Below are 26,557 nucleotides of genomic sequence, written 5' to 3'. Positions count from 1 at the left end.
TTAATTTAGTAGTCTGTTTTTGTTTATTTCTAACATTTTTAAGCTAAACTCCACAGCCACAGGGGAAATCCGATGCTCTGGTATCTGCCTAAAGATAGACTCTACATCTTGAATAGGGACTTAGGCTAGTTGGTCTAACCATATTTTCGCTGATATTGAATATTTCTTGGCGATCGCCTGAAACAAATCAAAGGTCAGCATTGGCTTGCGATCGCTAGAGTCACGGTACATCGCAGACCTTGATTTCTCGACATAACTTTTAACAGTTTGACTCCGTAAATAGTTTTGGCGCTTTACATCTAGCAACTCTCGCCCCAAACAAGCAGCATGATCGTAAGTTGGGGCTAGGTGCGGTATCCCCTCTGGCAGTTTAATCACAAATCCCCAATTCTCATGATGGCGATCGCCATTGCTAATCCATGCATCTAAAAGCAAATAACCCACAAATACAGATACAGCAGCATCAATTCCTGTGGGTGGATTCCAATCAAGGGGAATCCTCAAACCTAAGCTTTTCAATGCATCAAGAACAATAGTTAACGTATGCTGAGATGCTTTATAGGTTCCATCTCTAGGATAACTCGATACCATCCCCCCAAGAATATCGTTACCATGAACCAGTGCTGTATCCTTTGACAAAAAATTAGTTGCAATCACCCCATTACGGTTTTGCCAAGTAGCTAGTTCATAGTTTGCATGGGGTAAGCCTAATAATTCAGCAAGTTCAGCAGCAACTTTTTCAGACCAATCTTCACCCGTATCAGGACGAACCTGTTTAAAAAGACATTTACCTAAATCTGGATGTTTAAACCAAAATTTGAATTTACTACCCATAGCCTCTTCAGACTCAGCCGCATCCTCTGGAACCTCAATAATTTGAAACCGATTACTCATCCAAACTACTACACCTAGCCATCGGCTTAGACTTACTGAACTTCATCAGTATTATCTCCTAGAATAATACCCTAGGGGCTGGTTAGTAGCCAATCGCCTAGTTCGTGCTTCTTACCGATTGTTATACTATTACGATATCGCTCATCGTAGGACTCCATCATGGCTCAAGCGATCGAACTTCCCACTCCTCTCCAATAATTCTCCAGAAGAAAAACTACTCTGGACAAGTGCGGACTTAGAACTCATGCCCAACAACAACCGTTATAAAATTGTTATTTGCCAGAGTTTTCCTTTCTAATACCCCAGATTTTTGAATAGTTTTATGAAACAAGTTTTTGATAGGTTTTATAGCATCGCTGCGATCGCAATATGTAGCCTTGGCTCTAATTGTGTTGATGTCAAATCTGCCCAAGCCCTCGAAGAAGGACTTTACTGGGGTGGCGGTTCGCGATACATCAGCATTTTTAAGCAGGCTAATTCCAAACCTAATTCCACAGACAATCTTAACACTAGCCTCATACCTGAAGGCGATCGCTATTGCTACATGGGAACTTCATCCAATGGCACAATGATCGCTTCTCTCAATCTCAAAATTCCACGCTATCAAACAGGAATTGACTACGAAGTTTATACATTGCAAGGCTTAAGTAACCTTGCCATTCAGCAATATGCTGCCAAAAGAGATCAGATTATCTTCGGCAAATTAGTAGGACGCTTTGTGCGTGGTGGATTGGTATATCAACGCGAGGGTGATGGGAGAATAGAACGATCGCCTGAATTGCAAGCATGTCTCAATTCCCGACAGCCCTATTTCAAACAAATCTTATCAGGACGCGATCGCAGGTAAAAACATCATGGTTACTCAACTTGCTCAGAAAACTTACACCGTTGATGAATATCTAGAACTAGAAGTTGTTTCAGACATTCGTAGCGAATACCGTAATGGAGAAATTATCCCAATAACTGGTGGCACACCCAATCACAACGACATTTCTGGTAATTTATACTTACTACTAAAGCCGTTGTTAAAAGAAAAAGGATTTAGAGTATTTCATGCCGATCAAAGACTTTGGATTCCTGAGGCAAAGATTCATACCTATCCTAATGTGATGGTTGCGCCTAAGCCTCTAGAAATGCAGGATCAGCGTAAAGATACTATTACTAATCCTTGCTTCATTGCGGAAGTATTATCTACGTCTGCCCAAAACTACGATCACAGTGAAAAATTTGCCGCCTATCGATCAATACCCACTTTTCAGGAATATTTATTAATCGATCAGTATCGTATTCATGTCGAGCATCATGTCAAAACTGCGGTCAATCAATGGTTATTTTCGGAATATGATGACCCGACCGTAATAATTTCTTTAAGATTTGCCGATTTACAAATTCACATAGCCGATCTTTACGACAATATTGATTTTGATTAACCCAATCTATTGCAATAGTTAAATTTTACAGCACACCCTATTTCTAGGCACAAGGACTAGCTTTAGAGTGCTATGATTTCTCAATGCTAGGAGTGTCTGTGCAAACCAGACTGAGAGCAAATCCTTAGAACCTGAACCGACTGACATCGGCGTAGGAAAGCACATTATTTGAGGAAATTTACATGACAGTTGGACTAAAGCTTAACTCTGCACCCACAAGGCGCGGAGAATATCGCGGTACGCAAATGCATTGCGCTCGTCAAGGCATCATCACCGAGGAGATGCAGTATGTAGCATGGCGTGAAAATCTGCCCGTGGAATTAGTACGCGCCGAGGTTGCTCGCGGTCGGGCAATTATTCCCGCCAACAAAAATCACGCTAATCTTGAGCCAATGGGTATTGGCATCGCCTTCCGATGCAAAGTTAACGCTAATATCGGGGCATCACCTAACTCGTCCAATATTGACGAAGAAGTTGCCAAACTGCATCTATCGGTAAAATATGGCGCGGATACCGTCATGGACTTGTCTACAGGTGGCGGCGACCTTGACGTAATCCGTACTGCGATTATCAACGCTTCTCCAGTTCCCATTGGTACAGTTCCCATTTACCAAGCTCTCGAAAGTGTGCATGGCAGAATGGAAAACCTCACCGCAGATGATTTTCTCCACATTATCGAGAAGCACGCTGAGCAGGGTGTGGACTATCAAACCATCCACGCAGGAATCTTGATCGAGCATTTGCCCCTAGTCAAAAATCGACTCACAGGCATTGTGTCTCGCGGCGGTGGTATTCTCGCTCGCTGGATGTTGCATCATCACAAGCAAAATCCTCTCTACACCCACTTCAATGACATCATCGAGATCTTTAAGAAGCATGATGTTTCCTTTAGCTTAGGTGATTCACTCCGCCCCGGATGTTTACATGATGCCTCCGATGCTGCTCAACTTGCAGAATTGAAAACTCTCGGGCAGCTTACCCGCCGTGCATGGGAACATGATATTCAAGTCATGGTCGAAGGGCCTGGGCATGTGCCGATGGATCAGATCGAGTTTAACGTGCGTAAGCAAATGGAAGAATGCTCCGAAGCTCCTTTCTATGTGCTTGGGCCTCTAGTGACAGACATTGCCCCTGGTTATGACCACATCACTTCGGCGATCGGTGCAGCGATGGCGGGTTGGTATGGTACTGCCATGCTTTGCTATGTCACGCCAAAAGAGCATCTTGGATTGCCCAATGCTGAAGATGTGCGTAATGGATTGATTGCATACAAAATTGCGGCTCATGCTGCCGATATTGCCCGTCATCGTCCCAATGCTCGCGATCGCGATGATGAGCTATCGACTGCGCGTTACAACTTCGATTGGAACAAACAGTTTGAATTGTCTCTCGATCCTGAACGCGCTAAGGAATATCACGATGAGACTTTACCTGCGGATATTTATAAGACCGCAGAATTCTGTTCTATGTGTGGACCGAAGTTCTGCCCAATGCAGGAGAAAGTAGATGCGGAAGCAATTACTGAGCTAGAGAAGTTTTTGGCTAAGGAAAAGGAAACAGTAGCTTCAGTCTAATTCGAGCTAAATTTTTTCTAAATAGGGATAGGTGCATTGCACCTATCCCTATTTTTTGCTCACCAAGCAATGACTTGCGTCACAACTTTGGTTATCAGTTTCGTTGGGACAAAAAACCAGAATTGAGCGTTGCCACTCAATTCTGGTTTTGGTTGGCGCTCATGCAGATGAATACAGCTATAACTGTTAAACTGATGCCTGTGTGAATTATCAAAGTTTTACGCTAAACTTAATATTCCCTTAATTCTCTTAAACTTTCGGACAACTACTATTATGTTTTGGGCGGATAAATTTGCAGCAGATGCAAGCGGCGATCGCATTATCGTTAATGACTCTAAAACTCCCTCTGGTCGAGTTCATGTCGGCTCATTGCGCGGGGTTGTAATTCATGATGCGATCTATCGCGCCCTCAAACATGCAGGCAAACCAGTTACTTTTACCTATGGTGTGGATGACTACGATGCTCTAGATACCGTACCGCACTACCTCGACCAAGAAAAATTTGCGCCCTATCTGGGCTATCCTCTTTGCAATGTGCCATCGCCTGAAGTCTCCGCAACGGACTATGCTAAATACTTCATGGGTGAGTTTTTAGAGGTGTTTGATCATTTAGGGGTGCGTCCTGAAATTTATTACCTACGAGATCTCTACCGTTCGGGCAAGATGAACAAATATATTGATTTGTTCTTAAACAATGCTCATCTTGTGCGTGAAGCCTATAAAGAAGTCAGCAAAGCTGATCGCCCTGACAATTGGTATCCTTTCCAGACTATTTGCGAAAACTGCGGCAAAATCGCAACTACGGTAGTCACTGATTACCAAGATGGCAAGGTTTTTTACACTTGTCAGCCCAATGCCATGGAATATGTCAAGGGTTGTGGTCATTCTGGTTGGATGTCACCTTTTGATGGCAATGGTAAATTGCCTTGGAAGGTGGAATGGGTCGCTAAATGGGAGGTTGTTGGGGTATCGATTGAGCTAGCAGGTAAAGACCATTCCCAAAAGGGTGGCTCTCGCGATGTGGCTAACTCGATTTGTCGTAAGGTTCTCAAAAAGAATCCACCCACTCATGCGCCCTATGAGTTTATTTTGGTGAATGGAACGAAGATGAGTTCTTCTAAGGGTGTCGGCTCTAGTGCGAAGGAGATTGCGAACCTGTTACCTCCTGAACTATTGCGCTTTTTGATGTTGCGGACGCAGCCTCGTAGTGTGATTAATTTCATGCCCAACTATGAGACTGTAACTCGACTCTTTCGCGACTACGATACTTTAATTGCTAAGTATCAGTCAGATACACCTAAAGATGAAAAGGCTCAAGAGGAATTAGTCCCACTCATCTATTCGCAGTTGAATACGGAAGAGCAAGTTGAGGGATATCAAGCCTTTGACTTCAGTACCTTGATTTCATTGCTACAAATTCCCCACCTTGATTTGGAAGCAGAAATTGCGGCGAGAAGTGCTGACCCTTTGACTGATCGCGATTGGTCAGTTGTCCGCGATCGCATTCGTGTGGGTAAGCAGTGGCTACAGGACTACGCGGATGAAGAGGAGAAGTTAGTTCTTTATTTAGATTCGATGCCAGACAAGGTCAATAATCTCGATAATGAGCAGGTTAAATATCTAGAGGCATTGGTGACTAATCTGGAAGGTGATGTGAAATGGGGCGATGGTGAAGAATTACAAACTTTACTATTCAGTACATCGAAACAGATTGAAGTCTCACAAAAGAGTGCTTTCGCCGCGGTTTATTACACATTCTTGAATAAAGAGCGTGGACCGAAAGCGGGAAGTTTACTTTCCTATCTGGATAAGGGCTTTGTAATTCAGCGTCTCAAAGATGCGATCGCAATACATCGTTAACCTCAGCTTGAGCCGTCCGCGTAGCGGACGGCAAGCCTTATGTACTAGTTTAACTGGGCAATTAGTAACTCGGTGGCATCTTGCCATGGCACAGGACGGCTGAATAAATATCCCTGCACGGCATCACAATTATGCGATCGCAAAAATTCTAGTTGCTCTTTGCGCTCCACCCCCTCGGCAATAGCTCTGAGATTGAGGTTATGCGCCATGGCAATAATTGCGGAAGTAATTGCCGCATCATCCTGATTATCTGGGGTTTCGCGAATAAAACTAGCATCGATCTTCACTTTGCTGACGGGTAACAACCGTAAATAACTTAGGGATGAATAACCAGTGCCAAAATCATCAATCGAGATATTTATTCCATATGATTTCAACTTCTTGAGCATTGTGATTGTCGTTTCTTGATCTTGCATGACCAAACTTTCGGTAATCTCAATTTCTAAATACTGGGGATCGAGATCTACCTCCTTGAGGATTTGGAGGATTTGCTCGCAAAGATCGGTAACTTGGAACTGCTTAGCCGAGAAATTCACAGCAATTCTGATCGGTGGGAGACCTTGTCTTTGCCATGTACGATTCTGTTGGCAAGCAGTTCGCAATACCAATTCACCAAGACGCACGATCAGCCCATGCTCTTCCGCCGCAGGGATAAATTGGTTAGGGGGAACCCATCCCAATTCAGGATGTAACCACCGCACTAACGCCTCCATGCAATCAATCTCACCTGTGACTAGATTGATTTGCGGTTGATAAAACACTTGAAATTCGGAACGTTCAAGGGCTTGGCGAATTCCATTTTCGATTGCCACATACTCTTTAACCTTTGCACCGATGGCATGGTTATAGAGTTGATAGTGATTGCGCCCACGCTCTTTGGCTCGAAACATTGCCGTATCAGCATTTTGCATCAGAGACTCTTCATTCATGCCATCACTAGGATAGAGACTAACACCAATACTCGTACCAATGTATAGAGCCATTTCCTGCACAAAAAAAGGTGACTCAAAGGATTGTAAAATTTGCCGCGCAAATTGATGAATTGATTCGACACTCTGCAACTCAGGGACAAAGATCATAAATTCATCACCCCCCATTCTTGCTAAAAATGTATCGCCAATCATACAGTCGTTCAATCGCTTGGCAACTTCAACCAGCAATCGATCGCCTGCCGCATGTCCCATCGTATCGTTGACTAGCTTAAATCGATCCAGATCGAGAAACATGACTGCTAGTAGTGGCGGCAAGGTTTTGAGGAGAGCAGCATCTTTTTTTTCTATGGATACATCGTCAAATGTATCGGTATTCTTCGCAAAATATTGTTCTAATCTCTCCCCAGCTTTATGTAAAGCAATCGCGAGGTGAGTGCGAAATAGCACTCGATTTGGCAAACCAGTTAGAGAATCATGAAAGGCAAGATGTTCAATTTCCGCCTTGGAACGCTTACTTTCGGTAATATCCTCAACCGTGCCTTCAAAATATAGAATATTGCCTGAGCTATCAAAAACAGCATGGACATTTTCCGAAGTCCAGATAATCGAACCATCTTTTCGATAAGCCTGTGCTTCAAACTGTTTCACATCGCCCTGTTCCTTTAAAAGTTGGATCAATGTGTCACGACATTGAGGATCAACATAAATTTGATGCTGAATATCAGTAATATTGGTGATTAATTCTTCGGGAGATTCATAGCCATATATTTTGGCAAGCATCGGATTGGCAATTAAAAACTTGCCATCAAGGGATGATTGGGAAATGCCTTCGATCGCATTTTCAAAAATGCTACGGTACTTAGCCTCAGCCTTCTTGAGAGCTTCCTCAGACTGGATTTTTTGCGTGACATCATTAACTAAAATCAATTCACAATTGCGATCGTGATAGGAAAAAGTATGGGCTGAGACCTCTACAAAAATTTGAGTACCATCTTTTTTACAATGCCGCCAAACTTCAGGCACACTGAAGCCGATGGATACTTGAGAGATGGTTTGCAACAGTTTGGGAATATCTTCAGGGGGGCGAATGTCAGTGATTTGCATAGCGAGAAACTCTGCTTCGCTATAGCCATAGTGATTGATCGCCGCTTGGTTTACCGACAGAAACTTTAAGGTTTCCATATCGTAAATCCACATTGGATGCGGATTATTTTCAAATAAGTAACGGGTGCGCTCTTCTAAACTCTGTTGATCTTGAAATGTAGTTTTGCAGCCGGTAATATCTTCAAATCTGCTAATAAAATGGAGTTGTCGAGCATGATCGTAATTCAGATCCGTACTTTGGAGGATTTTAACGATTTGCCCGTCTTCGCGTAGATAGCGGACATTGAGGCAGAAATTCCCTATTTCTCCTGACAATAATCTTTCTTTGAGAAAATAATAGGCAGAAATATCATCGGGATGACAAATCTGTTGATAGGTAAGTTGAGAGATCTGAAGCTGGTCATAGCCCAACAAATCGCAAAAGGAAATACTGCCCTTGGTAATACAGTCATCTAAGGTTGTAAAAAAAATCCCGACCGTACTGTTCTCCAAATGTTTGGCAATACGTGTCAAGTTACTAACTCGCTCTTGTTCGAGAAGTTGTTGATAAACGGGATGAAGATGTTTATACCTTTCAGTCAACGCTTTGCACCTTGTCGATCTTGATGAAGTTATGGTTTGACTGTGATCTGTATGGTCTCAAGTGAGTACAACAAGATGACACAAAATGTCGTGAACTTGCCTTAAATTTTACAACAATTTGCTGAGATTCTGGGGTTTTATGTCCTAAGCAAAACTTGCTTTGCTATATGCCAAATCCAAAGACAAATCAATAATTTGCTGACTTGATAGGGGGACTGGTAATAGTTCAATTTCGGCACGATCGCCAAAAGCTTGAATACGTTTGGCGATTGCTTCAGTAATTCCGCCTGCGGTTAAAAAATAGGGCAGTACATCAATGTGACTGACACCCTGTGCGATTAAGTTCTCTATTTGGGCTTCAATTTTTGGCTCTACCCCCCAATAGGCAACGATCGCCTGACTGGGTTCTGCTAGGCTCTCGACAACTTGATTTGCAACCGCCCGACGGCTACCATGGGCAATCAAAATACGTCCATGATTTGGTGATGGGCTGACAGGGTGATCATATTTCTCAAATTTTTCAAAGTGTTGCTTGAGTAAATTGGGAATTTGGGAATTTGTACCTAAGTGGTCAACTGTCCACAAAATCGCGCCTTGGCTAAATCTGGGGAATTGGGCTTGTAGTTCTTGTTTTGCGATCGCAACTTGAGCAGGAATATCCTCGCTAACATGCACGCCTTCCAATAAAAACAAAGGCAAAATTATAATTTCGGAAGTCCCCCCTGCCATGACTTCAGAGCCGAACTGAATCAACTGTTGCGCCAAACTTAATTCCTGTCCTTCCAAACAACCGCCACCGATCTTATGTGGTGGGACATGGGTAATTTGCGATCGCGCAACGGTGATTAGGTTATACAGAGCCAACCAAGAACGGCGATCACTACTACCATGGGTCACAAAAAAAAGCGCTGCGTCGTTCATATCTGTCTCGTTCTGTTCATTGCTGTTCAGTATAATTATGAATGTCTGGCTAGACAGGCATTCATAATTATCATAATTACACTGAGTAACGCATATCGAAACTATTTACGGAAAAACCCAAGGACTGAAGGCGCATCAACTCAAGCAGTTAGATCGACTCTACCGATCGCGCTTACCTCAAGATAGCCTCACCACCCCTGAGTTAGCTCAACGCCTTGCGGCGGTTAGTGCCGAGCTAAAGGAATCTATCTGCATTTATATCAATCGGCGCGGACAGGTGATCCGTGTCGCCATTGGCACACCCAATCAAACCAAGATTCCCCCCCTAGAGTTGCCTCGCTATGGTAGCGATCGACTGAGTGGCTTACGTTGTCTCTGTGCCACCCCTGATGCTTTACCGCCAAATCCGACGGATTTAACGGCGATGTTGATGCAGCGCCTCGATGCGTTAGTGATTTTGACAACGCACCCCAATGGCTATGTGGAGCGCGGCTATGTGGCGCATTTACTGCCCGCCACCGATACCGAGCTGCCTGAACAACAAAATGCTTGGAGTGTATCCAAGCCGATGAATGTCGATGCCATTGCTAAGCAGGACTTCCTAGAACTAGTTGAGGGATTAGAGGAAGAATTTAGCCGCAATTTCGCAGGACGTGCCACCGATGATAATTGCGATCGCGTCGTGCTAGTGGGCTTGATGGGGCAGAAGGAAAAGTCTGACTCGATGCCCTTTGCGATGATCGAGCTGGGACAGTTGGTGGAAAGTGCAGGCGGCAAGGTGCTAGATGCAATCTGGCAAAAGCGGGAACGCCCGCATCCACAGACAGTAATGGGCGAAGGTAAAATTTTAGAGCTAGCAATCTTAGCCCAAACCAAAGGCGCAAATCTGGTCGTTTTTGATCGCGAGCTTACGGCTTCTCAAAGTCGCAACATTGAGAGAATGATCGGCTTGCGCGTGGGCGATCGCACGGAAGTCATTCTCGATATTTTCGCGCAACGCGCCCAATCCTCCGAAGGCAAATTACAGGTTGAGCTAGCTCAATTGGAATATCGCTTACCACGCTTAGCAGGACATGGGCAAGCCCTATCGCGCCTCGGCGGCGGTATTGGTACTCGCGGCCCTGGGGAAACGAAACTAGAAACCGATCGCCGCGTCATTCAAAAGCGGATTACTTTCCTTCAGCAACAGGTAAATCATCTGCAAGCCCAGCGATCGCGGATTCGGCAGAAACGGGTGGATCGCGAAGTTCCCACCGTGGCAATAGTCGGCTATACCAATGCAGGCAAGTCTACCCTATTGAATGCGATGACCAAAGCCGATGTCTATGCGGCTGATAAGTTATTTGCGACCCTTGACCCGACCACGCGCCGCCTCACGCTCACGGGTGAAGACGAGAAAATGCACACAGTTCTACTCACCGACACCGTGGGATTTATCCATGAACTTCCCAAATCCCTTGTTGATGCTTTTCGGGCCACCCTCGAAGAAGTATCGGAAGCGGATGTATTAGTTCATCTCATTGATGCCTCTAGTTCGGCGTGGGAAGAACAATTAAAAGCCGTCGATAAAATTCTGAAGGACATGCCGATTGCCGTGGGCCCGATTTTATTGGTGTTTAACAAAATCGATATGGTGGCTGATCCGCAAGCAATTCTCGATAAATATCCCGATGCGATCGCAATTTCAGCAATCAAACGTCAAGGCTTTGAGCAAATGAGCAAAGCTTTGCTGAAGTTAATTGAATATGCGATCGGGGAACTTGCCTAACGGGTTGGTCAAGCCCTCGTCTGAGTCGATTTATCCCATGGTGTTAAAATGTGAAATGTAAAATCGAACGAATAGCATAATCTAGCTCTAAATATATGGCAGTCAAACCAGATTGGTTGCGAGTCAAAGCCCCACAGTGGGAGCGCGTCGGCAATGTTAAAGAAGTCCTGCGCGACTTGGGGCTAAACACCGTATGTGAAGAAGCATCTTGTCCGAATATTGGCGAATGCTTCAATCAAGGGACTGCCACATTTTTGATTATGGGGCCAGCCTGCACCCGCGCCTGCCCCTACTGCGATATTGATTTCGAGAAAAAGCCACAAGCCCTCGATCCAATGGAACCAATTAACCTCGGTGAAGCGGTGCGACGGATGAAACTCAAGCATGTGGTGGTAACTTCCGTTAATCGTGATGACCTTCCCGATGGTGGGGCTTCTCAATTTGTGCGCTGCATCGAAGAAATTCGGAAGTTAATGCCCCAAACCACGATCGAGCTACTCATCCCCGATCTTTGTGCTAATTGGGAAGCCTTGGCGACGATTCTGGCAGCACGTCCCCATGTCCTCAACCACAATACAGAGACAGTACCAAGACTTTATCGCCGCGTCCGTCCACAGGGAGAATATCAGCGCAGTTTAGAACTCTTGCGCCGCGCTCGCGAAATTGCGCCTTGGGTCTATACCAAGTCAGGAATTATGGTGGGTATGGGCGAAACCAATGAGGAAGTTTTGGATGTAATGCGCGATTTGCGAGCTGTCGATTGCGATATTATTACCATCGGTCAATATCTTCAGCCATCGGATAAACATTTAACTCTGCATGAATTTGTCACCCCTGAGCAATTTGAATCGTGGCGGATCGCTGGTGAAGCAATGGGATTTTTACAGGTGGTGTCTTCGCCGCTAACCCGTAGCTCTTACCATGCAGAGCAAGTGCAGGCATTAATGAAGCTATATCCGAAAACGGTCAATCCATAAAACGAGCCATCAAACCGATAAATCAACGGGTTAAGTTCCATGAATAAAGAAACTGACTTCTGGCAAAACTCGCGTAACTGGCTTGCCAAGCAAATGGGTGTGGATGAACAGCGCAAAACCGAGGTTTATCTAGAGATTTCGCAATCAGCGACCCTATACGATGCCACCTATTGGTTACAGATTGTGTTTGCTGCTGGGATTGCCACCCTAGGACTAGTGCTGAGCAGCCCTGCGGTAATCATCGGTGCGATGTTGATCTCGCCGTTGATGGGACCAATTCTGTCCTTAGGGCTATCGCTAGCAGCAGGAGACTTTATTCTTTTGGTGAGGGCGATCGCCAATTTAACCTTGAGCTGTTTGGTGGCGATTTCCTTTGCGATTTTGCTGATTTTTACTTTGCCATTTAAGGAGGCAACCGCCGAGATTTTAGCGCGTACTACACCTAATACCCTAGATTTAGGCGTAGCCCTATTTTCAGGCGCAATTGGCACAATCGCCACCTGTCGCCCCGTCAAGGGCGTAATTACCTCGATTCCCGGAGTTGCGATCGCAGTTGCCCTGATGCCGCCCCTATGTGTGGTGGGTTTTGGCGTTGGGGTCGCCTTCAGTCTTAATGTTAATGAGGGAATGCAGATTGCTAAGGGTGGTGGACTACTATTTTTAACGAACCTGTTTGCCATTTCCTTCTCATCGTTACTAGTGTTTCTCGCGCTGCAAATTGATACCGAAAAAGTGCGTGAGCGGGTCAGACTTTGGGAAACTAATGACCAAGAAAGCTTATTTGTGCAAAATGTTCTATGCAGTTATGGCTTTTTGAGAAGATTGCGCCCGATCGGTAGTTTACCTGGTCGCTTGTTTGTAGCAGCGTTGACCATCTTGGCACTATTAGTTCCCCTAAGTAATGCTTTTGTTAAGTTGAGCGAAGAGGTATCTCAAAAAAGGCAACAAAACTCTTTGCGGCGAGTTGCGACAAATCTTTGGCAAGATCAATTTAGTAATGAGCCAGACAATCAACCGCGATCTTCGATTGAGAGAATTGTAATTACTGAGCAAGATCAGTCACTTACGGTCAAACTCAATGTCTTCACCAGTAGACTTTATTCACCGATAGAGAAAGAAAAATATACTCAGGAATTGGCGAAAAAGCTGGATAAAAATCCGCAACAGGTACAATTAATTCTTACCGAAATTCCCACTGCTTCTAATGAGTTGTTGGCGAAAAAGGAAGAAGTACCTGTGCCTGCGGAATTGAAACCTCCTAGTTTTGGGGATCTCAAGCTGGATCTAGTGCAAAGTTTAAATACTGCGATCGCAGATTTGTCATTACCACCCACTGTGCAGATGCTTGACTATAGCTTGACTACAGGTAAATCTGGAGACACCCTGATTGCGATCGCCTACCTTGGCGAAAATCCCCTCAGTGAAGATGCCCAAACCCTTGTAGCTCAAGATGTGCGTAGACGCATAGGCATTACACAGGCTAATGTGAGCTTAGACTATGTAAATCCTTTGATGGGAGAAATTAGCTTTGATGACAATGCGGCGGTAATTCCCTTGACTGCGAATAATAGTCTTGATGAAATTGGCAAGCTATTAAAGCGTTATCCTAGTCTTGATCTATCGATGTCAATTAGTCTCCGTAGCCTTGAACCTAGCAGCTTGACACAATCTCGCTCAAAGGCAATTGCCTCGTATCTAGAATCGAATTGGCAAGTTGAACCAGAACGATTACGACTTTCGCTTCTATCAAATATTGGGGCGACTAATCCTGCCCAAATCAAAAGAGATGGAAGTGTTTCTTTCCGATTAGTGACTGCTGCTAATGAAAGATAGTTAACAGATAACATAACAGATAACATAGGGTGAGCGCTGCTCACCCTATGTCTCAAACATCAAATCAATTCAAATAAACTCCAGAACATATGCGTGTTGTTTTCTTCGGAACTCCAGATTTTGCAGTTCCCACTTTAGAACGTCTTTTAGCAGAACCAGATTTTGAAGTATTGGGTGTCGTTTCTCAGCCTGACACAAGGCGAGGTCGAGGTAATCAAGTTAGTCCCCCACCCGTCAAGGCGGCGGCGATCGCCAAAGATCCTGATCTCAAGATTTGGCAACCCCATCGCCTTAAAAAAGATGCTGCGGTACTCGCAGAACTAGCATCTCTCAATGCAGATGTCTTTGTGGTGATTGCCTATGGACAGATTCTCTCTCAGAAAATTCTCGATCTGCCAAAACATGGCTGTATCAATGTGCATGGTTCACTATTGCCGAAGTATCGTGGTGCTGCTCCAATTCAATGGGCAATCGCCAATGGTGAAAGCATCACAGGAATTACAACCATGCAAATGGATGCAGGCATTGATACGGGGGCAATGTTGCTGAAGGCGGAGTTAGCAATTTTGCCTGAAGATAATACGGATACACTTAGTCATAAACTTGCTAATTTAGGTGCAGATTTATTAATCACAACCTTGCGACAACTAGAGTCAATTACCCCAGAGCCTCAAAATGATGCAGAATCTTGCTATTCACCAATGATTGGGCGTGATGACTGGCAGATAAATTGGCAACAAACTGCGATCGCAATTCACAATCGGATTCGGGCTTTCTATCCTAATTGCTATACTGACTTTCGCGGACAACGCTTAAAAGTTACGCAAACGGAAGTAATTAGCGAATCAGACAATATTAAAGATGCCGAAAATATTGGCAAGGTGATCGAAATTCGTAAAGGCAAAGGTTTTGTAGTACAGACGGCTGAAGGTCTATTGCTCATCAAAGAAGTCCAACCTGCGGGTAAAAAGCTGCAATCGGGATGGGATTTTGTCAATGGTGCCAGAATTGCGATCGGAGAATCTTTGGGCATATAACTCACCAATCCCCCCCTGCACCACCACCATCGCTACTGCCTCCACCAAAATCACTAGAGGAACTACCATAATCATTACTGAAAGAACTGTCATAGCTGCTGCTATCACCACTAGAAATACTCGAACTATAGCTACTAGCATCAGAATCACTGGAGCTATAATTACGAGAACTATTTCCTGAAGGTGTTGCGGATTCCCTTTGGTCGTAAGCAAAGACGCATCCACAAGCATGACAGCTATACAAGGTTTGCTTTACTAATCGAACAGAGAGAATTTTTTCTTCATCCTGCTTTTGTTCATTTTTCTTTCGCTTGCGATTCTTTTTGGATGGTTCAATCATTCTCTCAACAGTTTGCTCTGAAACATCGACTGCATAGGATTTACAATGGGCGCAAACACTGGCACTGCCATCAATTCGCTGGACTAGATACACCTGCTCTCGCGTGATTGGTAATGTCAATTCTGCCTCTCGCCATCCCCGAAATTCTAGTTTTCCTAACGATCGCGCTAAGATTTCGTTCGGAGTTAGCACAGCTTCTAATTCTTGCTCTGTAAGCTCTTGGGGGGCTTGTCCCGTGCGATCGCTGCGGTAATCCCGTTGACGTTGGCAACGGAAATAGGGATGAATCAAAATCGCCCAATCAAGGGCAGCGACAATCGCGACTAGTATCATTCCTGTTAGTCCATTACCGCTCCAAGCCGCTGTCATTAGACAGCCAAAAGCTCCACTCAATAATGCTAGTAATGCTGCTGTCAAAAAGGATAGACCAACTGAAATCCAAGGTAAATCGCGAGAAATAATTTTACTAACTATTAGTCCCCAAACCCACCCCGCAGTGCCAGCCGCCACAAAGACTGTCACAGTAATTTGATCGCCTTGCCAAAATTCTGCTTCAGGATGGCTCAACACAAATTGCCAAAATCCATACATTAAGCCAATTCCGAATATCCATCCACTGGCTACTAGGTTGATCATTAAATTAGAAATTTGGGCTTCACTGCGATCGTTCTTAAATGATGAAACTTTTGCTAATAAAGCAGGAAAGGAATAGTTGGCTAATATTTCAGAAGATGAAAATGCGTTGGTATTAAAACCTTGTGTGGGCATGGGCACTTGCACTGGGGTGAAACTCAGCAATAGCACTTGCGGTGACAAAGATCATCCAACCTGCACCACCAATCGCGATGAACCAAGGAATCCAAACGAAGAACATCGGCATCCAGTTGGGCAAGATCGTGCTAGGGAGTCGCAACTCTAAGCGCTGCGCGATCGCATTGACACCTTGAGTAATTCCCCTAGCATATTGTTGTTCCTGAAACGATGGCACAATTTCCTGCTGAATTAAGTCACTAATTTCTGTATCGGGCAAAACTTCACTTAAACCTTTGCCAGTAACGATTTCAATGCGGCGATCATTTTTGCTGACTAGCAACAATACTCCATTATTGGTTTCTCGTTTGCCAACTCCCAAGGTATTAAATAACTTGATCGCAAAAGCACGCGGCGATTCTGATGTGGCAATTTTTGGGAGGCTTGCGATCGCAAATTCGGCACTCGTTCGACCGACTAATTTGTTGATGCGAAGGCTTAGACGCAATTCACTTTGCCAATCTAATAAATCAGCGCGATCATCAATCCAGCCTTGTCTTTCTTGCTCTGGTTTACCCCAATCAATGCTCGAATCGGCAATGCTGACTGGTTGTACTAGCAGCAACACGGCGAGAATTATTCCAACAAATATGAATAAATGCCGATGGAAGCGTTTGGGAATTGGCATGACAATGGGGAGCGCGAGTGACGACCCAAAAATGTAATGACCAAATATATATCACCCCTAAAGGATTTAGGTATACATTGCGATCGCAATATATACCTAAAAAAGCTTTGCTTAGGACATAAAACCAGAAGACGGGTGGCGGCGCTCTGCGCCGCCACCCGATTCTTGGGTTTTGCTATATAGCTAAATCCTGCAAACCTCAATAGCGATAATTCGCAAAGATTTTACTTCTCAATTGTTAATGGGATGAAAGTGATCGTAAATATGCTGCGCTAACTTCTTGCCGATACCATCAGTCTCCGCAATCTGTTCTACCGTCGCTTGGCGAATATATTCCACAGAATGGAACTTCTCTAGTAACACCTTTTGGCGATGATGACCAAGCCCATTGATTTGATCAAGATGTGATCGCTGCATTCTTTGACTACGTTTTTTGCGGTGGAACGTAATTGCAAAACGGTGCGCCTCATCCCGCAAACGCCGTAATACTTGCACACCTGCCCGCTCTGGATCACCACCAATCAAAGGCTCAGACTGTTCAGGCAAAAATATTTCCTCACGTTTTTTCGCAAGGCTAATCACCGTCAGACGATCGCGCAAACCCAACTTATCGATAATTTTCATCACCGCCGAAAGTTGTCCCTTCCCCCCATCAATCATCACCACATCAGGAAAATCATCCCCAGTCTTATCGCTCTCTCCCAAAGGAGAAGAGGGGGTATTGGTGAGGGCTTCAAATGCCGAATACTTCCGAAACCTTCGCGCAATAACTTCCGCTAAACTCGCAAAGTCGTCGGAATGACCAGTCTGAATATCAGGATTACGGATTTTGTAATGACGATAATGCTGCTTAGCAGGAATACCATCAATAAAAACGACCTGACTCGCCACCGCATCCGAGCCTTGAATATGTGAAATGTCATAGCCCTCAATGCGGCGCGGCAAACTCTCAAGATTGAGAATCTCGGCGAGATCCTCTAGTCCTTGCAAATTGCGATCGCATTGCTTTTGAATCCGCGCTAACTCGTACTGGGCATTGCGTTCCACCATCTCGATCAATTCCGCCTTTAGCTGACGTTGTGGTGTAGCGATCGTCACCTTACGCCCTTTGCGATCGCTGAGCCATGCTTGCAAAATCTCAACTTCAGGCAGTTCCAATTGCGTATGTAATTCATTGGGAATTTCCACAGAGTCACAATTTTGATAATGGGCTTCTAGAGTACGTTGCAAAATTGCTTCTGGGTTATCGCTCTGACTATCTGCCACAAAAGCCAAACGTCCCACCAAACGCCCAGCCCTGATTTGAAATAACTGAATGCAAGTATGCTGTTCGTCATAGGCTAAAGCAATCGCATCGCGGGAAACGGTATCATCGGGCAGAGATACTTTTTGATTAGCGCCAAGATTTTGTAATACCTGAATGCGATCGCGTAATTCGGCAGCCTTCTCAAACTCCAAATTCTCTGCCGCCGCTTCCATCTTTTCGGTAAAGCTTTCCACTAACTCGCTAGAACGTCCCTGAAAAATCATCGCCACGCGCAGCATCGTTTTACGATACTCTTCAGGTGATATCTTCTCCTGACACACACCCGGACATAGCCCCATGTCATAATTCAAGCAGGGACGATCTTTAAACATTGGCATTGGTCTTTGCCGCAAAGGAAAGGCACGTTTGATAATGCCTAAGGTTCGTTTGAGATTAAAAACATCGACATAGGGCCCATAATATTTATCCTTTGTGCCACCCATGCGCCGCTTGCGAGTGATAAAAATACGCGGATAGTCCTCTGACCAAGTGATACAAACATAGGGATACTTTTTATCATCCTTGAGAAGAACATTGTAATAGGGCTGGTATTGCTTAATTAAGTTCGCTTCTAGGGCAAGGGCTTCCGCTTCCGAATCCGTGACAATAAACTCAATTTCATGGACTAACTGCACCATCATCGCAATGCGTGGCGACAAGTCCTGACTACTGCGAAAGTACGATCGTACCCGATTGCGTAACGCTTTGGACTTACCAATATAAATCACGCCATCATTGCGATCGCGCATAAAATAAACCCCTGCCTCTATGGGAATCTCCTTCAATCTTGCTTGTAATTTTTCAGGATTTTGTAGTAGCGGCTCAGTCATAAACTTAATAATATCAGAATGATAGTAACTCCTAAGTCAGGGGCGATCGCAATTTGATTGTGGGGTAGATGCGTGATGTTTGCGGTAGGATTGCTGTACCCCCCAATATAGTTAACGAGCGTGCAATCTTCTCATCCAGTCACCGAATCCGAGCATCTCACTCTCGCTGATCGCATTGAGTCTCTTAAAGCTGGTTCCCTTGGTTCTATCGCCAGTGTTTTTGCCTTTTTTACGATCGCAGTTTTACACCACTTTGCCCAGCAAGTTTTACCGCAATTACCACTGATTAACAGCTTTGCCCTTGGCAACCCCTTCATTTTGTTTGTCAAACTAGGCATGATTGGCTTTTCAGGATTTTTGTTTGCCGTCACCTACCGCTACATCGTGCGGCGTGATCGCAATTCCCATCTCAAATCAGGAGCGATTTTAGCCTTCGCATTTATCCACGGTTTTGGCGCAATTGATCACGACTTACCTAATCTCAGCCTATTGCCACTAACTCAAATAGCATTTGCGATCGCCATCTCGCTACTCGAAAATGTCGCATGGTTAGCAATTGTGCAAAGCATCCTTGAAACTGCAATTCATCACCAATGGATTTCCGCATTTAGCTCAGCAAAGGATTGATGAATCTGCATAGTCAAGTGATTCGAGCCAGATGATTCGTGTTATCAGCTACAGTCGCGATCTCGTTTATAGATCACAATAGTTGCAATAGTCTCTAAATTGCGATCGCGATCGTACACAAGTCATGAAACCCCGCATTATCGTCTGTGGTTTAGATCGAACGGGTTACAAAATTTTGAGCCTGCTGAAGCAGCAAGGTTGCTTTGTGATTGGCATTCATGACCGACCAATTCATCAAGCTGGTGGGGAAATTGTGATCGGAGACTTAGCCGCAGCAGAAACTTTACTAGCGGCGGGGATTCGGGATGCCCAGACACTCATTTTGGCAGGAGCGGATGAAACCCGTAATCTAACGATTTTGATGCAGGCGCGAGTTCTCAATCCGAATGTCAGAATTATAAATCGCTTGTTTAACTCCAGTTTGGGCGTGCGTCTTGACTTGACCTTACCCAACCATTTAACGATGAGTGTCGCCGCCCTTGCAGCCCCCGTATTTGCCTTTAGTGCCATGGGCAGTCAAGCAATTGGTCAGTTGCGCCTATTCAACCAGACTTGGCCGATTCATGAGGAATACATTGACGATCGCCATCCTTGGTTGGGCAAACCCCTCTCCGAATTTTGGGAAGATCGCTCAAGAATGCTGATCTATTACCTGCCCTGCGACGATAGTAATGTTGATCTGGTCAGTGCCGTTCTTAATGGTCGCACTTTGCAATTTGGCGATCGCCTATTACTAGGTTCACAACCTAGCGTTCGTACCGCATCACGCCCAATTTTGCAAAAAATCTCCAAATTGTTCATGGGCTTTCGTCATTTCCATATCCATGGTCGCTCGGTTCTATTTACTGCGATCGCATTGTTGCTAACAATTTTTTCAGCGACGGTGGTTTATACCAGTTTCCAAAAAAACATTTCCCTTGTGAATGCAATGTACTTTGCAGTGGGGATGATTACGGGGGCAGGGGGCAATGAGATGGTAGTGGAAAGCTCGGATGACAGTATCAAGGTTTTCACAATCATCATGATGCTGATCGGTACGGCGGTAATTGGTATTTTCTACGCGATTTTAAATGATTTTATTCTCGGTTCAAGGTTACGCAACTTCTGGGATGCGGCACGAGTACCACAACGCAATCACATTGTCATTTGTGGTTTGGGTAGTGTCGGGGTGCAGACCGCGTTGCAACTAGTGAGCTATGGCTATGAAGTTCTCGTCATTGAGCGTGATCTCAATAATCGCTTTTTAGATACAGTGCGATCGCAAAATATCCCTGTTATTCATGGTGATGCCAGTCTACCCACCACCCTCAAAGCAGCAAACCTCGACAAAGCCGAAAGTTTACTTGCCGTCACCAGTAATGACACCGCTAATTTAGAAATTGCCTTGAATGCCAAAGGCATCGCACCCCGTTGTCGGGTCGTCGTGCGCTATGACGACCCTTACTACGCCAGCATGGCACAGGAAGTATTTGATTTTGAAGCCGTTCTCAGTCCTCCCGAAATTGCCGCTCCTGCCTTTGCTTCCTCGGCATTAGGTGGACGCATTCTTGGCAATGGCATTGTCGCCGATAGTCTGTGGGTGGCAATCGCCACGATGATTACTCCTAATCATCCATTTTGTGGCAAACCCGTTCGCGAAGCCTCAATGACTGCGGATTTTGTACCGCTCTATATCGAAACTGCTTGTCAAACAATTCACGGATGGAATTTGCTAGAAGCTTCTCTCAGTGCGGGCGATATTCTCTATTTGACGATGCCAGCCGCAAAATTAGAGCAACTCTGGCGAGTCGCCCCATTTCAAGTTGCCGTTAGTTAAGTTTCTCTTTTGATTAATTCCTCTCCCAATGGGAGAGGAATTAAATTGAGGCCGATTTAAGCTCCTTCTCTTAACTTATCAAGAATTGAACGATCCTCCAAGGTCGAAGTATCGCTAGTGATTTCTTGACCAGCCGCTAGCGATCGCAATAAACGCCGCATGATTTTGCCAGATCGCGTTTTTGGTAATGCTTCGGCAAAGCGAATTTCATTAGGTCTAGCGATCGCACCAATTTCCGCGACCACATGCTTTTTCAATGCCTTCGACAACTCTTCACTAGGCTGATGCTCTCCCTCCAGAATCACAAAAGCAAAGATGTCCTCACCCTTGAGTTCATCGGGTTTACCAACTACTGCCGCCTCGGCAACCGCAGGGTGGGATACCAACGCCGACTCGATTTCCATCGTGCCTAGTCGGTGACCAGCGACATTAATCACATCATCCACACGACCCATCACCCAGTAATAGCCATCTTCATCTTTACGAGCGCCATCTCCCGCAAAGTAAACATAGTTACCATCCTTAGGTGGAATATGTTCCCAATAGCTTTTACGGAATCTTTCGGGATCACCATAAACAGTTCGCATCATTCCCGGCCAAGGATGCCGCACGATCAGATAGCCACCTTCATTATCATGGGCAGGATTTCCATCAAGATCAACAATATCGGGAATGATTCCGGGAAATGGAAGCGTAGCGGAACCCGGTTTAGTGGGAATTGCCCCGGGCAGTGCGGTAATCATAATCCCTCCCGTTTCCGTTTGCCACCATGTATCAACAATTGGGCAGCGACCACCGCCAATGACACGGTGATACCACATCCAAGCTTCAGGATTAATCGGTTCACCAACAGTTCCTAATAAACGCAGGGAAGTTAAATCGCGGGTATTCGGATGATGCTCGCCCATTTTGATAAAGGAACGAATTGCCGTAGGTGCGGTATAAAAAATCGTGACTTGATACTTCTCAATTACATCCCAGAAACACCCCAAATTAGAAGCTCGTGGCGCTCCTTCATACATCAAGGTAGTTGCACCATTGGACAATGGTCCATAGACAATATAACTATGTCCTGTAATCCAACCCACGTCAGCCGTACACCAATAAACATCGGTATCCTTGAGATCGAAAATCCATTTGGTAGTCATGTGGCTATAGAGGTTGTAGCCTGCCGTGGTATGCACAACTCCCTTCGGCTTACCAGTGCTGCCCGAAGTATAGAGAACGAACAGCATATCTTCGCTATCCATGGGTTCAGCTTCGCACTTAGCGGAAACTCCTTGCTGCAAATCATGCCACCAATGGTCACGACCTGCGCTCATGTGGATATTCTGTCCTGTGCGTTTAACCACTAGCACATCGGTAACAGATGGAACTGCACCATGCTCTAGGGCTTTATCGACCTGTTCCTTTAGCGGCACAATCGTATCCTTACGCCATCCACCATCGGCAGTAATTACCAGTTTTGCCTCAGCATCAACGAGGCGATCGCGCAGAGCCTCGGCACTAAAGCCACCAAAAACAACACCATGCACTGCACCGATTCTGGCACAGGCGAGCATGGCGACAGCCGCTTCAGGAATCATTGGCATATAGATACCAACGCGATCGCCTTTTTTGACTCCTAATTGTTTGAGGGCATTGGCAAACTGACAAACTTCGCGATGCAATTGGGCATAGGTAAGCGTGCGCGAATCGCCATTTTCGCCTTCCCAAATTAGGGCGGCTTTATTTTTGCGCCATGTTTTGAGATGCCGATCGAGGCAGTTATAGGAAATATTAATCTTGCCACCATCAAACCATCTGACCGCAGGCGGTTGCCAATCAAGCACAGTGTGCCATTTCTCAAACCAATCCAATTCCTGATCGGCAAGGTCTGCCCAGAAGGCAGCAGGATCAGCTTTAGCGCGATCGTAAATTTGTTGATATTCTTCTAGAGTTTTAATATGGGCCGATTGGGAGAACTCTGCCGACGGCTCAAATAATCGTTTTTCTTGTAAAACTGATTCAATCGTAGGTTTGGACATAGGTATAAGGTTGGGAATTACAACGACTTGAGTTAAAAAAGATAGTTATGCCCCTAGTGTAAATGACTAAGAATCTTTAGAGTCACAAATAGTAAAATTCTGCAATGATCGGCAAAATACTCAGCAATATGCATAACTATGCTGATGGGGATAGCTTCTCAGCTACATCCAGAGAAATTTTTAAAAGTGCCGCAAAGCAGCACTTTTAAAAATTTCTCTGGGGTTTAATTCAATGATTCGCGCTGTAATCACGTTCTTGCAAGTGTTAGGGTGTCTGGTATAATACATATCTAAAAAATAAATGTTTTTAAAGACAAGTTCATTTAAAAAATTTCAGTAATATTTAACTAGTACCAATGCAACTCACCCACCGCCCCCGTCGCCTACGTCGTAATCCTTCTGTCCGTAGTCTGGTCAGAGAAGCACATCTATCGGTAGATGACTTTATCTATCCCATGTTTGTGATGGAAGGAGAGAATAATCGTGTTGAAATTCCTTCCATGCCAGAAGCCTATCGCTTCACTCTCGATCTATTGATAAAGGAAGTAGAAGAGATTTATGCGTTAGGAATTAAAGCGATCGCACTTTTTCCTGCTGTCCCCGAAGAGAAAAAAGATCTGACAGGCAGTGAAAGTTTTAATCCTGATGGTTTGGCGCAGAGAGCAGTACGGGCGATTAAGGCAGCAGTCCCCGATATAATTATCTTTACTGATGTGGCGCTTGACCCCTTTACCACCCATGGTCACGATGGCATCATTGATGACAATGGCGTAATTCTCAATGACGAGACGGTGGAAGTGCTAGTCAAAATGTCGATTTCCCAAGCTGCCGCAGGTACAGATTTTGTATCTCCCTCCGACATGATGGATGGACGGATTGGCGCAATTCGTCAAGGCTTGGATGATGCTGGCTATGAAAATGTTGGCATTCTTGCTTACTCTGCTAAATATGCCTCAGCCTATTATGGGCCCTTCCGCGATGCCCTTGGCTCTGCCCCCAAATCTGGCGACAAGAAGACCTATCAAATGGATCCTGCCAACTCTCGCGAAGCCATTAAAGAAGTCTATCTAGACATTGCTGAGGGTGCAGATATTGTGATGGTGAAGCCAGCTCTTGCCTATTTAGATATTATTGCTAAGGTCAAGGATGCCACCAATGTACCTGTGGCAGCCTATAACGTCAGTGGTGAATATGCAATGGTAAAAGCTGCTGCTCAACTGGGATGGATTGATGAGCAGAAAGTCATGTTTGAGACTTTATTAAGCATGAAGCGAGCAGGAGCAGATATTATTCTGACCTATCACGCCAAGTCAGTCGCGCAACTTTTAGCTTCGGGTTATCGTTACTAATCGCTTCTTTAAATCTACTGGCAGTAATGAACGCAAAAGAACTTCTCGAAAGTTACGCTTTGGGCGATCGCGATTTTAGTAAGCGATCGCTCATTGGTTTGATTTTGACTGGGGCAAACTTAGCTGGGGTCAATTTCATTGAAGCCGATCTCGAAGAGATTACTCTGGACATTGCGAATTTAGAGGATGCAGAGCTAAATCTGGCTAATTTGACCAGAGCAAATTTAAGCGGCTCTATCCTCATTCAAGCCAATCTCAATGGCACAATTTTGGAACAGTCCTCATTAATTGGGGCAAATTTGTCAGAGGCATTTTTGATTGAAGCCGATCTCAGCGATGCGGTGCTAGTAGAAGCCAATTTTAGTAAGGCATTTCTGACAGGCGCAAATCTGACGCGATCGCGTTTATGCCGCGCTAACTTGAGCAATGCCTTTTTGACAGGTGCTTGCCTGAATGGGGCAGATCTGCGCGGGGCAAATCTCACTGAAGCAGATCTGACCAGAGCTAATTTGACAGGCGCAAATCTGGCAGGAGCGGATCTTAGTCGTGCTAACTTGACTGATGCCAAGTTAAATTGGGTAAATCTGGCTAATGCCAAGCTAATTGGTGCAGATTTGACAGGAACTTATCTATCTACGCTCAAGAGTATTGAAGGCACTGATTTCACGGATTCTCGTAATGCACCGAATTTAGTTGGTCTTGTTAGTATGGAGGAGCTGAATTCTGATACATAGATCTGAAAAGCTTATGCGCTTGTTTCGCTCAGTAACTACACTCGCTCGCCTGTCATTAGCGACAATGATCGCTGGGACGATCACTGCGATGCCGATCCAAACTGCCTATGCTCAGGCTAAAAAAGATGCCACGGAATGGATTAAGCAGGGGCGGGATCTTTGGAAAAAAAATGACATTACAGGCGCAACCGCCGCCTATCAGCAGGCTGCGAATTTGGAGCCAAAAAATTCTCGCATTCTGACGAGTCTTGGTTTTTTACTAACGCAGCAACAAAACTATTCAGGTGCGATTAGTGCCTTAGAAAGGGCTACTCAAATAGATGCTAAAAACACGAGGGCTTTTAGTGCGTTGGGTTTTGTGTATGTCAGGGTTAATGACTATCCCAATGCGATCGCAGCTTATCGCCGTGTGATTGCCCTCGATCGCAATAATATTGATGCCTATAACAGCATTGGCTTTTTATTGACGGAACAGAAAAACTATACCGAGGCGGCGAAAATATATCGCCAAGCAATCGCCATTGCACCGAGGGAAGCCAAAAATCACCTCAATTTAGGCTATGTGCTGAAGTTGGCAGGGGACAGTCAAGCCGCCTTTGCTGCCTATCAACAAGCCGATCAAGTTGCCCCCTTCAATGCCGATGTCTTGGTGGCGATTGCTGATTTATTTGCCGAGAGAAACCAACAAGAGGAGGCAATTGCTAAATACAAACGGGCGCTAGATGTTAATCCTCGTCATCCTCAAGCTAATCTTGCGATCGCAAAAGTTTTTCAATCTCAAGGTAACTATACCGAAGCAATTACATCACTGCGTCGAGCCGCACTCAATCGCAGCATGGCTCCTGCAACTTCGGCAAATATTCAAAAAGAAATTGCCAAGATTTATATACAACAAGGGCAACTGTCGGGGGCAATTGTTGCCTATCGCCAAGTCCTTGATACATTGCCAGAGGATGCAGGTACTTATTTGGCATTAGGAAAATTATTGGCAGAGCAACAGCGTTTAGATGAAGCGAGAAAAATGTTGCAAAATGCCGAGCGATTCTTTAATCAACAGGGCAATGTTGATGGTTTAGCGCAAACTCGGAAGGTATTAGCGGAAATCAAATAATTGCAATTTATAGCTAAGATAGAGGGTTGCGGCGCTTCGCGCCGCAACCCTACTCTTGGATTTTAAA

At 45.0% G+C, this 26,557-nt stretch carries 20 protein-coding genes and 1 riboswitch; of the genes, 13 read left to right on the top strand and 7 right to left on the bottom strand.

Features of this window, described 5'->3' with window-relative positions:
* Nucleotides 1-120: 120 nt before the first annotated feature.
* Nucleotides 121-894, bottom strand: coding sequence for a HipA domain-containing protein (locus tag H6F41_RS08120; RefSeq protein WP_242022968.1), 774 nt, complete (start codon nucleotides 892-894; stop codon nucleotides 121-123).
* Nucleotides 895-1,216: 322 nt separating this feature from the next.
* Between H6F41_RS08120 and H6F41_RS08115 the strand changes: the two genes are divergently transcribed.
* From H6F41_RS08115 to lysS, 4 genes are all read left to right on the top strand, one after another.
* The gene (locus H6F41_RS08115; RefSeq protein ID WP_190402971.1) at nucleotides 1,217-1,741 is read left to right on the top strand and encodes a hypothetical protein; all 525 of its coding nucleotides are present in this window, start codon (nucleotides 1,217-1,219) and stop codon (nucleotides 1,739-1,741) included.
* 7 nt (nucleotides 1,742-1,748) lie between these two features.
* On the top strand, nucleotides 1,749-2,324 hold the full coding sequence (locus tag H6F41_RS08110; RefSeq protein WP_190402970.1) for a Uma2 family endonuclease: 576 nt from the start codon (nucleotides 1,749-1,751) through the stop codon (nucleotides 2,322-2,324).
* Between the two features lie 78 nt (nucleotides 2,325-2,402).
* Nucleotides 2,403-2,499, top strand: a riboswitch (TPP riboswitch).
* Between the two features lie 7 nt (nucleotides 2,500-2,506).
* Complete coding sequence (gene thiC / locus H6F41_RS08105; RefSeq protein ID WP_190402969.1) at nucleotides 2,507-3,898, top strand: phosphomethylpyrimidine synthase ThiC; 1,392 nt, start codon at nucleotides 2,507-2,509, stop codon at nucleotides 3,896-3,898.
* 273 nt (nucleotides 3,899-4,171) lie between these two features.
* On the top strand, nucleotides 4,172-5,758 hold the full coding sequence (gene lysS / locus H6F41_RS08100) for a lysine--tRNA ligase (protein ID WP_190402968.1): 1,587 nt from the start codon (nucleotides 4,172-4,174) through the stop codon (nucleotides 5,756-5,758).
* Between the two features lie 44 nt (nucleotides 5,759-5,802).
* On the opposite strand, the gene H6F41_RS08095 is transcribed toward lysS, so the two are convergent.
* Nucleotides 5,803-8,376 carry a bifunctional diguanylate cyclase/phosphodiesterase gene (locus tag H6F41_RS08095; RefSeq protein ID WP_190402967.1) on the bottom strand — a complete coding sequence of 858 codons (2,574 nt, stop codon included), beginning with the start codon at nucleotides 8,374-8,376 and terminating at the stop codon, nucleotides 5,803-5,805.
* A 144-nt stretch (nucleotides 8,377-8,520) separates the two neighbouring features.
* Entirely contained in the window at nucleotides 8,521-9,297 is a 777-nt protein-coding gene (locus H6F41_RS08090; RefSeq protein WP_190402966.1) for a sirohydrochlorin chelatase, read from the bottom strand.
* A 94-nt stretch (nucleotides 9,298-9,391) separates the two neighbouring features.
* On the opposite strand from H6F41_RS08090, the gene hflX reads away from it, so the two are divergent.
* The 4 genes from hflX to fmt all read left to right on the top strand — a co-directional run bounded on the left by hflX (nucleotide 9,392) and on the right by fmt (nucleotide 14,912).
* Nucleotides 9,392-11,065, top strand: a complete 1,674-nt coding sequence (gene hflX, locus H6F41_RS08085; RefSeq protein WP_190402981.1) for a GTPase HflX — start codon at nucleotides 9,392-9,394, stop codon at nucleotides 11,063-11,065.
* Nucleotides 11,066-11,160: 95 nt separating this feature from the next.
* Entirely contained in the window at nucleotides 11,161-12,042 is an 882-nt protein-coding gene (lipA, locus tag H6F41_RS08080; protein ID WP_190402965.1) for a lipoyl synthase, read from the top strand.
* Between the two features lie 39 nt (nucleotides 12,043-12,081).
* Nucleotides 12,082-13,875 (top strand): DUF389 domain-containing protein, encoded by a 1,794-nt coding sequence (locus H6F41_RS08075; RefSeq protein ID WP_190402964.1) that lies wholly within the window; start codon nucleotides 12,082-12,084, stop codon nucleotides 13,873-13,875.
* Nucleotides 13,876-13,964: 89 nt separating this feature from the next.
* Complete coding sequence (fmt, locus tag H6F41_RS08070) at nucleotides 13,965-14,912, top strand: methionyl-tRNA formyltransferase (RefSeq protein ID WP_190402963.1); 948 nt, start codon at nucleotides 13,965-13,967, stop codon at nucleotides 14,910-14,912.
* Nucleotide 14,913: 1 nt separating this feature from the next.
* Here the strand turns inward: fmt and H6F41_RS08065 are convergent, their stop codons facing one another.
* From H6F41_RS08065 to uvrC, 3 genes are all read right to left on the bottom strand, one after another.
* Entirely contained in the window at nucleotides 14,914-16,020 is a 1,107-nt protein-coding gene (locus H6F41_RS08065; protein ID WP_190402962.1) for a hypothetical protein, read from the bottom strand.
* Nucleotides 16,001-16,690 carry a TPM domain-containing protein gene (locus tag H6F41_RS08060; protein ID WP_190402961.1) on the bottom strand — a complete coding sequence of 230 codons (690 nt, stop codon included), beginning with the start codon at nucleotides 16,688-16,690 and terminating at the stop codon, nucleotides 16,001-16,003. The genes H6F41_RS08065 and H6F41_RS08060 overlap by 20 nt, the downstream gene beginning before the upstream one ends.
* Before the next feature lie 231 nt (nucleotides 16,691-16,921).
* Nucleotides 16,922-18,826 (bottom strand): excinuclease ABC subunit UvrC, encoded by a 1,905-nt coding sequence (uvrC, locus tag H6F41_RS08055; RefSeq protein ID WP_190402960.1) that lies wholly within the window; start codon nucleotides 18,824-18,826, stop codon nucleotides 16,922-16,924.
* Between the two features lie 120 nt (nucleotides 18,827-18,946).
* Between uvrC and H6F41_RS08050 the strand changes: the two genes are divergently transcribed.
* Both H6F41_RS08050 and H6F41_RS08045 read left to right on the top strand, forming a co-directional pair.
* A complete protein-coding gene (locus H6F41_RS08050) occupies nucleotides 18,947-19,453 on the top strand; it encodes a hypothetical protein (RefSeq protein ID WP_190402959.1) in 507 nt (168 codons plus the stop codon).
* 124 nt (nucleotides 19,454-19,577) lie between these two features.
* Nucleotides 19,578-21,269, top strand: a complete 1,692-nt coding sequence (locus H6F41_RS08045) for an NAD-binding protein (protein WP_190402958.1) — start codon at nucleotides 19,578-19,580, stop codon at nucleotides 21,267-21,269.
* A gap of 56 nt (nucleotides 21,270-21,325) precedes the next feature.
* On the opposite strand, the gene acs is transcribed toward H6F41_RS08045, so the two are convergent.
* Nucleotides 21,326-23,296 (bottom strand): acetate--CoA ligase, encoded by a 1,971-nt coding sequence (gene acs, locus H6F41_RS08040; protein WP_190402957.1) that lies wholly within the window; start codon nucleotides 23,294-23,296, stop codon nucleotides 21,326-21,328.
* Nucleotides 23,297-23,652: 356 nt separating this feature from the next.
* Between acs and hemB the strand changes: the two genes are divergently transcribed.
* From hemB to H6F41_RS08025, 3 genes are read left to right on the top strand one after another with little or no spacing between them, the layout of a single operon-like run.
* Nucleotides 23,653-24,645, top strand: coding sequence for a porphobilinogen synthase (gene hemB, locus H6F41_RS08035; RefSeq protein ID WP_190402956.1), 993 nt, complete (start codon nucleotides 23,653-23,655; stop codon nucleotides 24,643-24,645).
* Between the two features lie 26 nt (nucleotides 24,646-24,671).
* Entirely contained in the window at nucleotides 24,672-25,379 is a 708-nt protein-coding gene (locus H6F41_RS08030; RefSeq protein ID WP_190402955.1) for a pentapeptide repeat-containing protein, read from the top strand.
* A gap of 13 nt (nucleotides 25,380-25,392) precedes the next feature.
* Nucleotides 25,393-26,490, top strand: a complete 1,098-nt coding sequence (locus H6F41_RS08025; protein WP_190402954.1) for a tetratricopeptide repeat protein — start codon at nucleotides 25,393-25,395, stop codon at nucleotides 26,488-26,490.
* The last annotated feature ends 67 nt before the right edge of the window (nucleotides 26,491-26,557 follow it).

Origin of the sequence: Pseudanabaena mucicola FACHB-723, from assembly GCF_014696385.1 — a bacterium.
Classification (GTDB): Bacteria; Cyanobacteriota; Cyanobacteriia; order Pseudanabaenales; family Pseudanabaenaceae; genus Pseudanabaena.
This window is presented reverse-complemented; position numbering and strand designations above follow the sequence as displayed.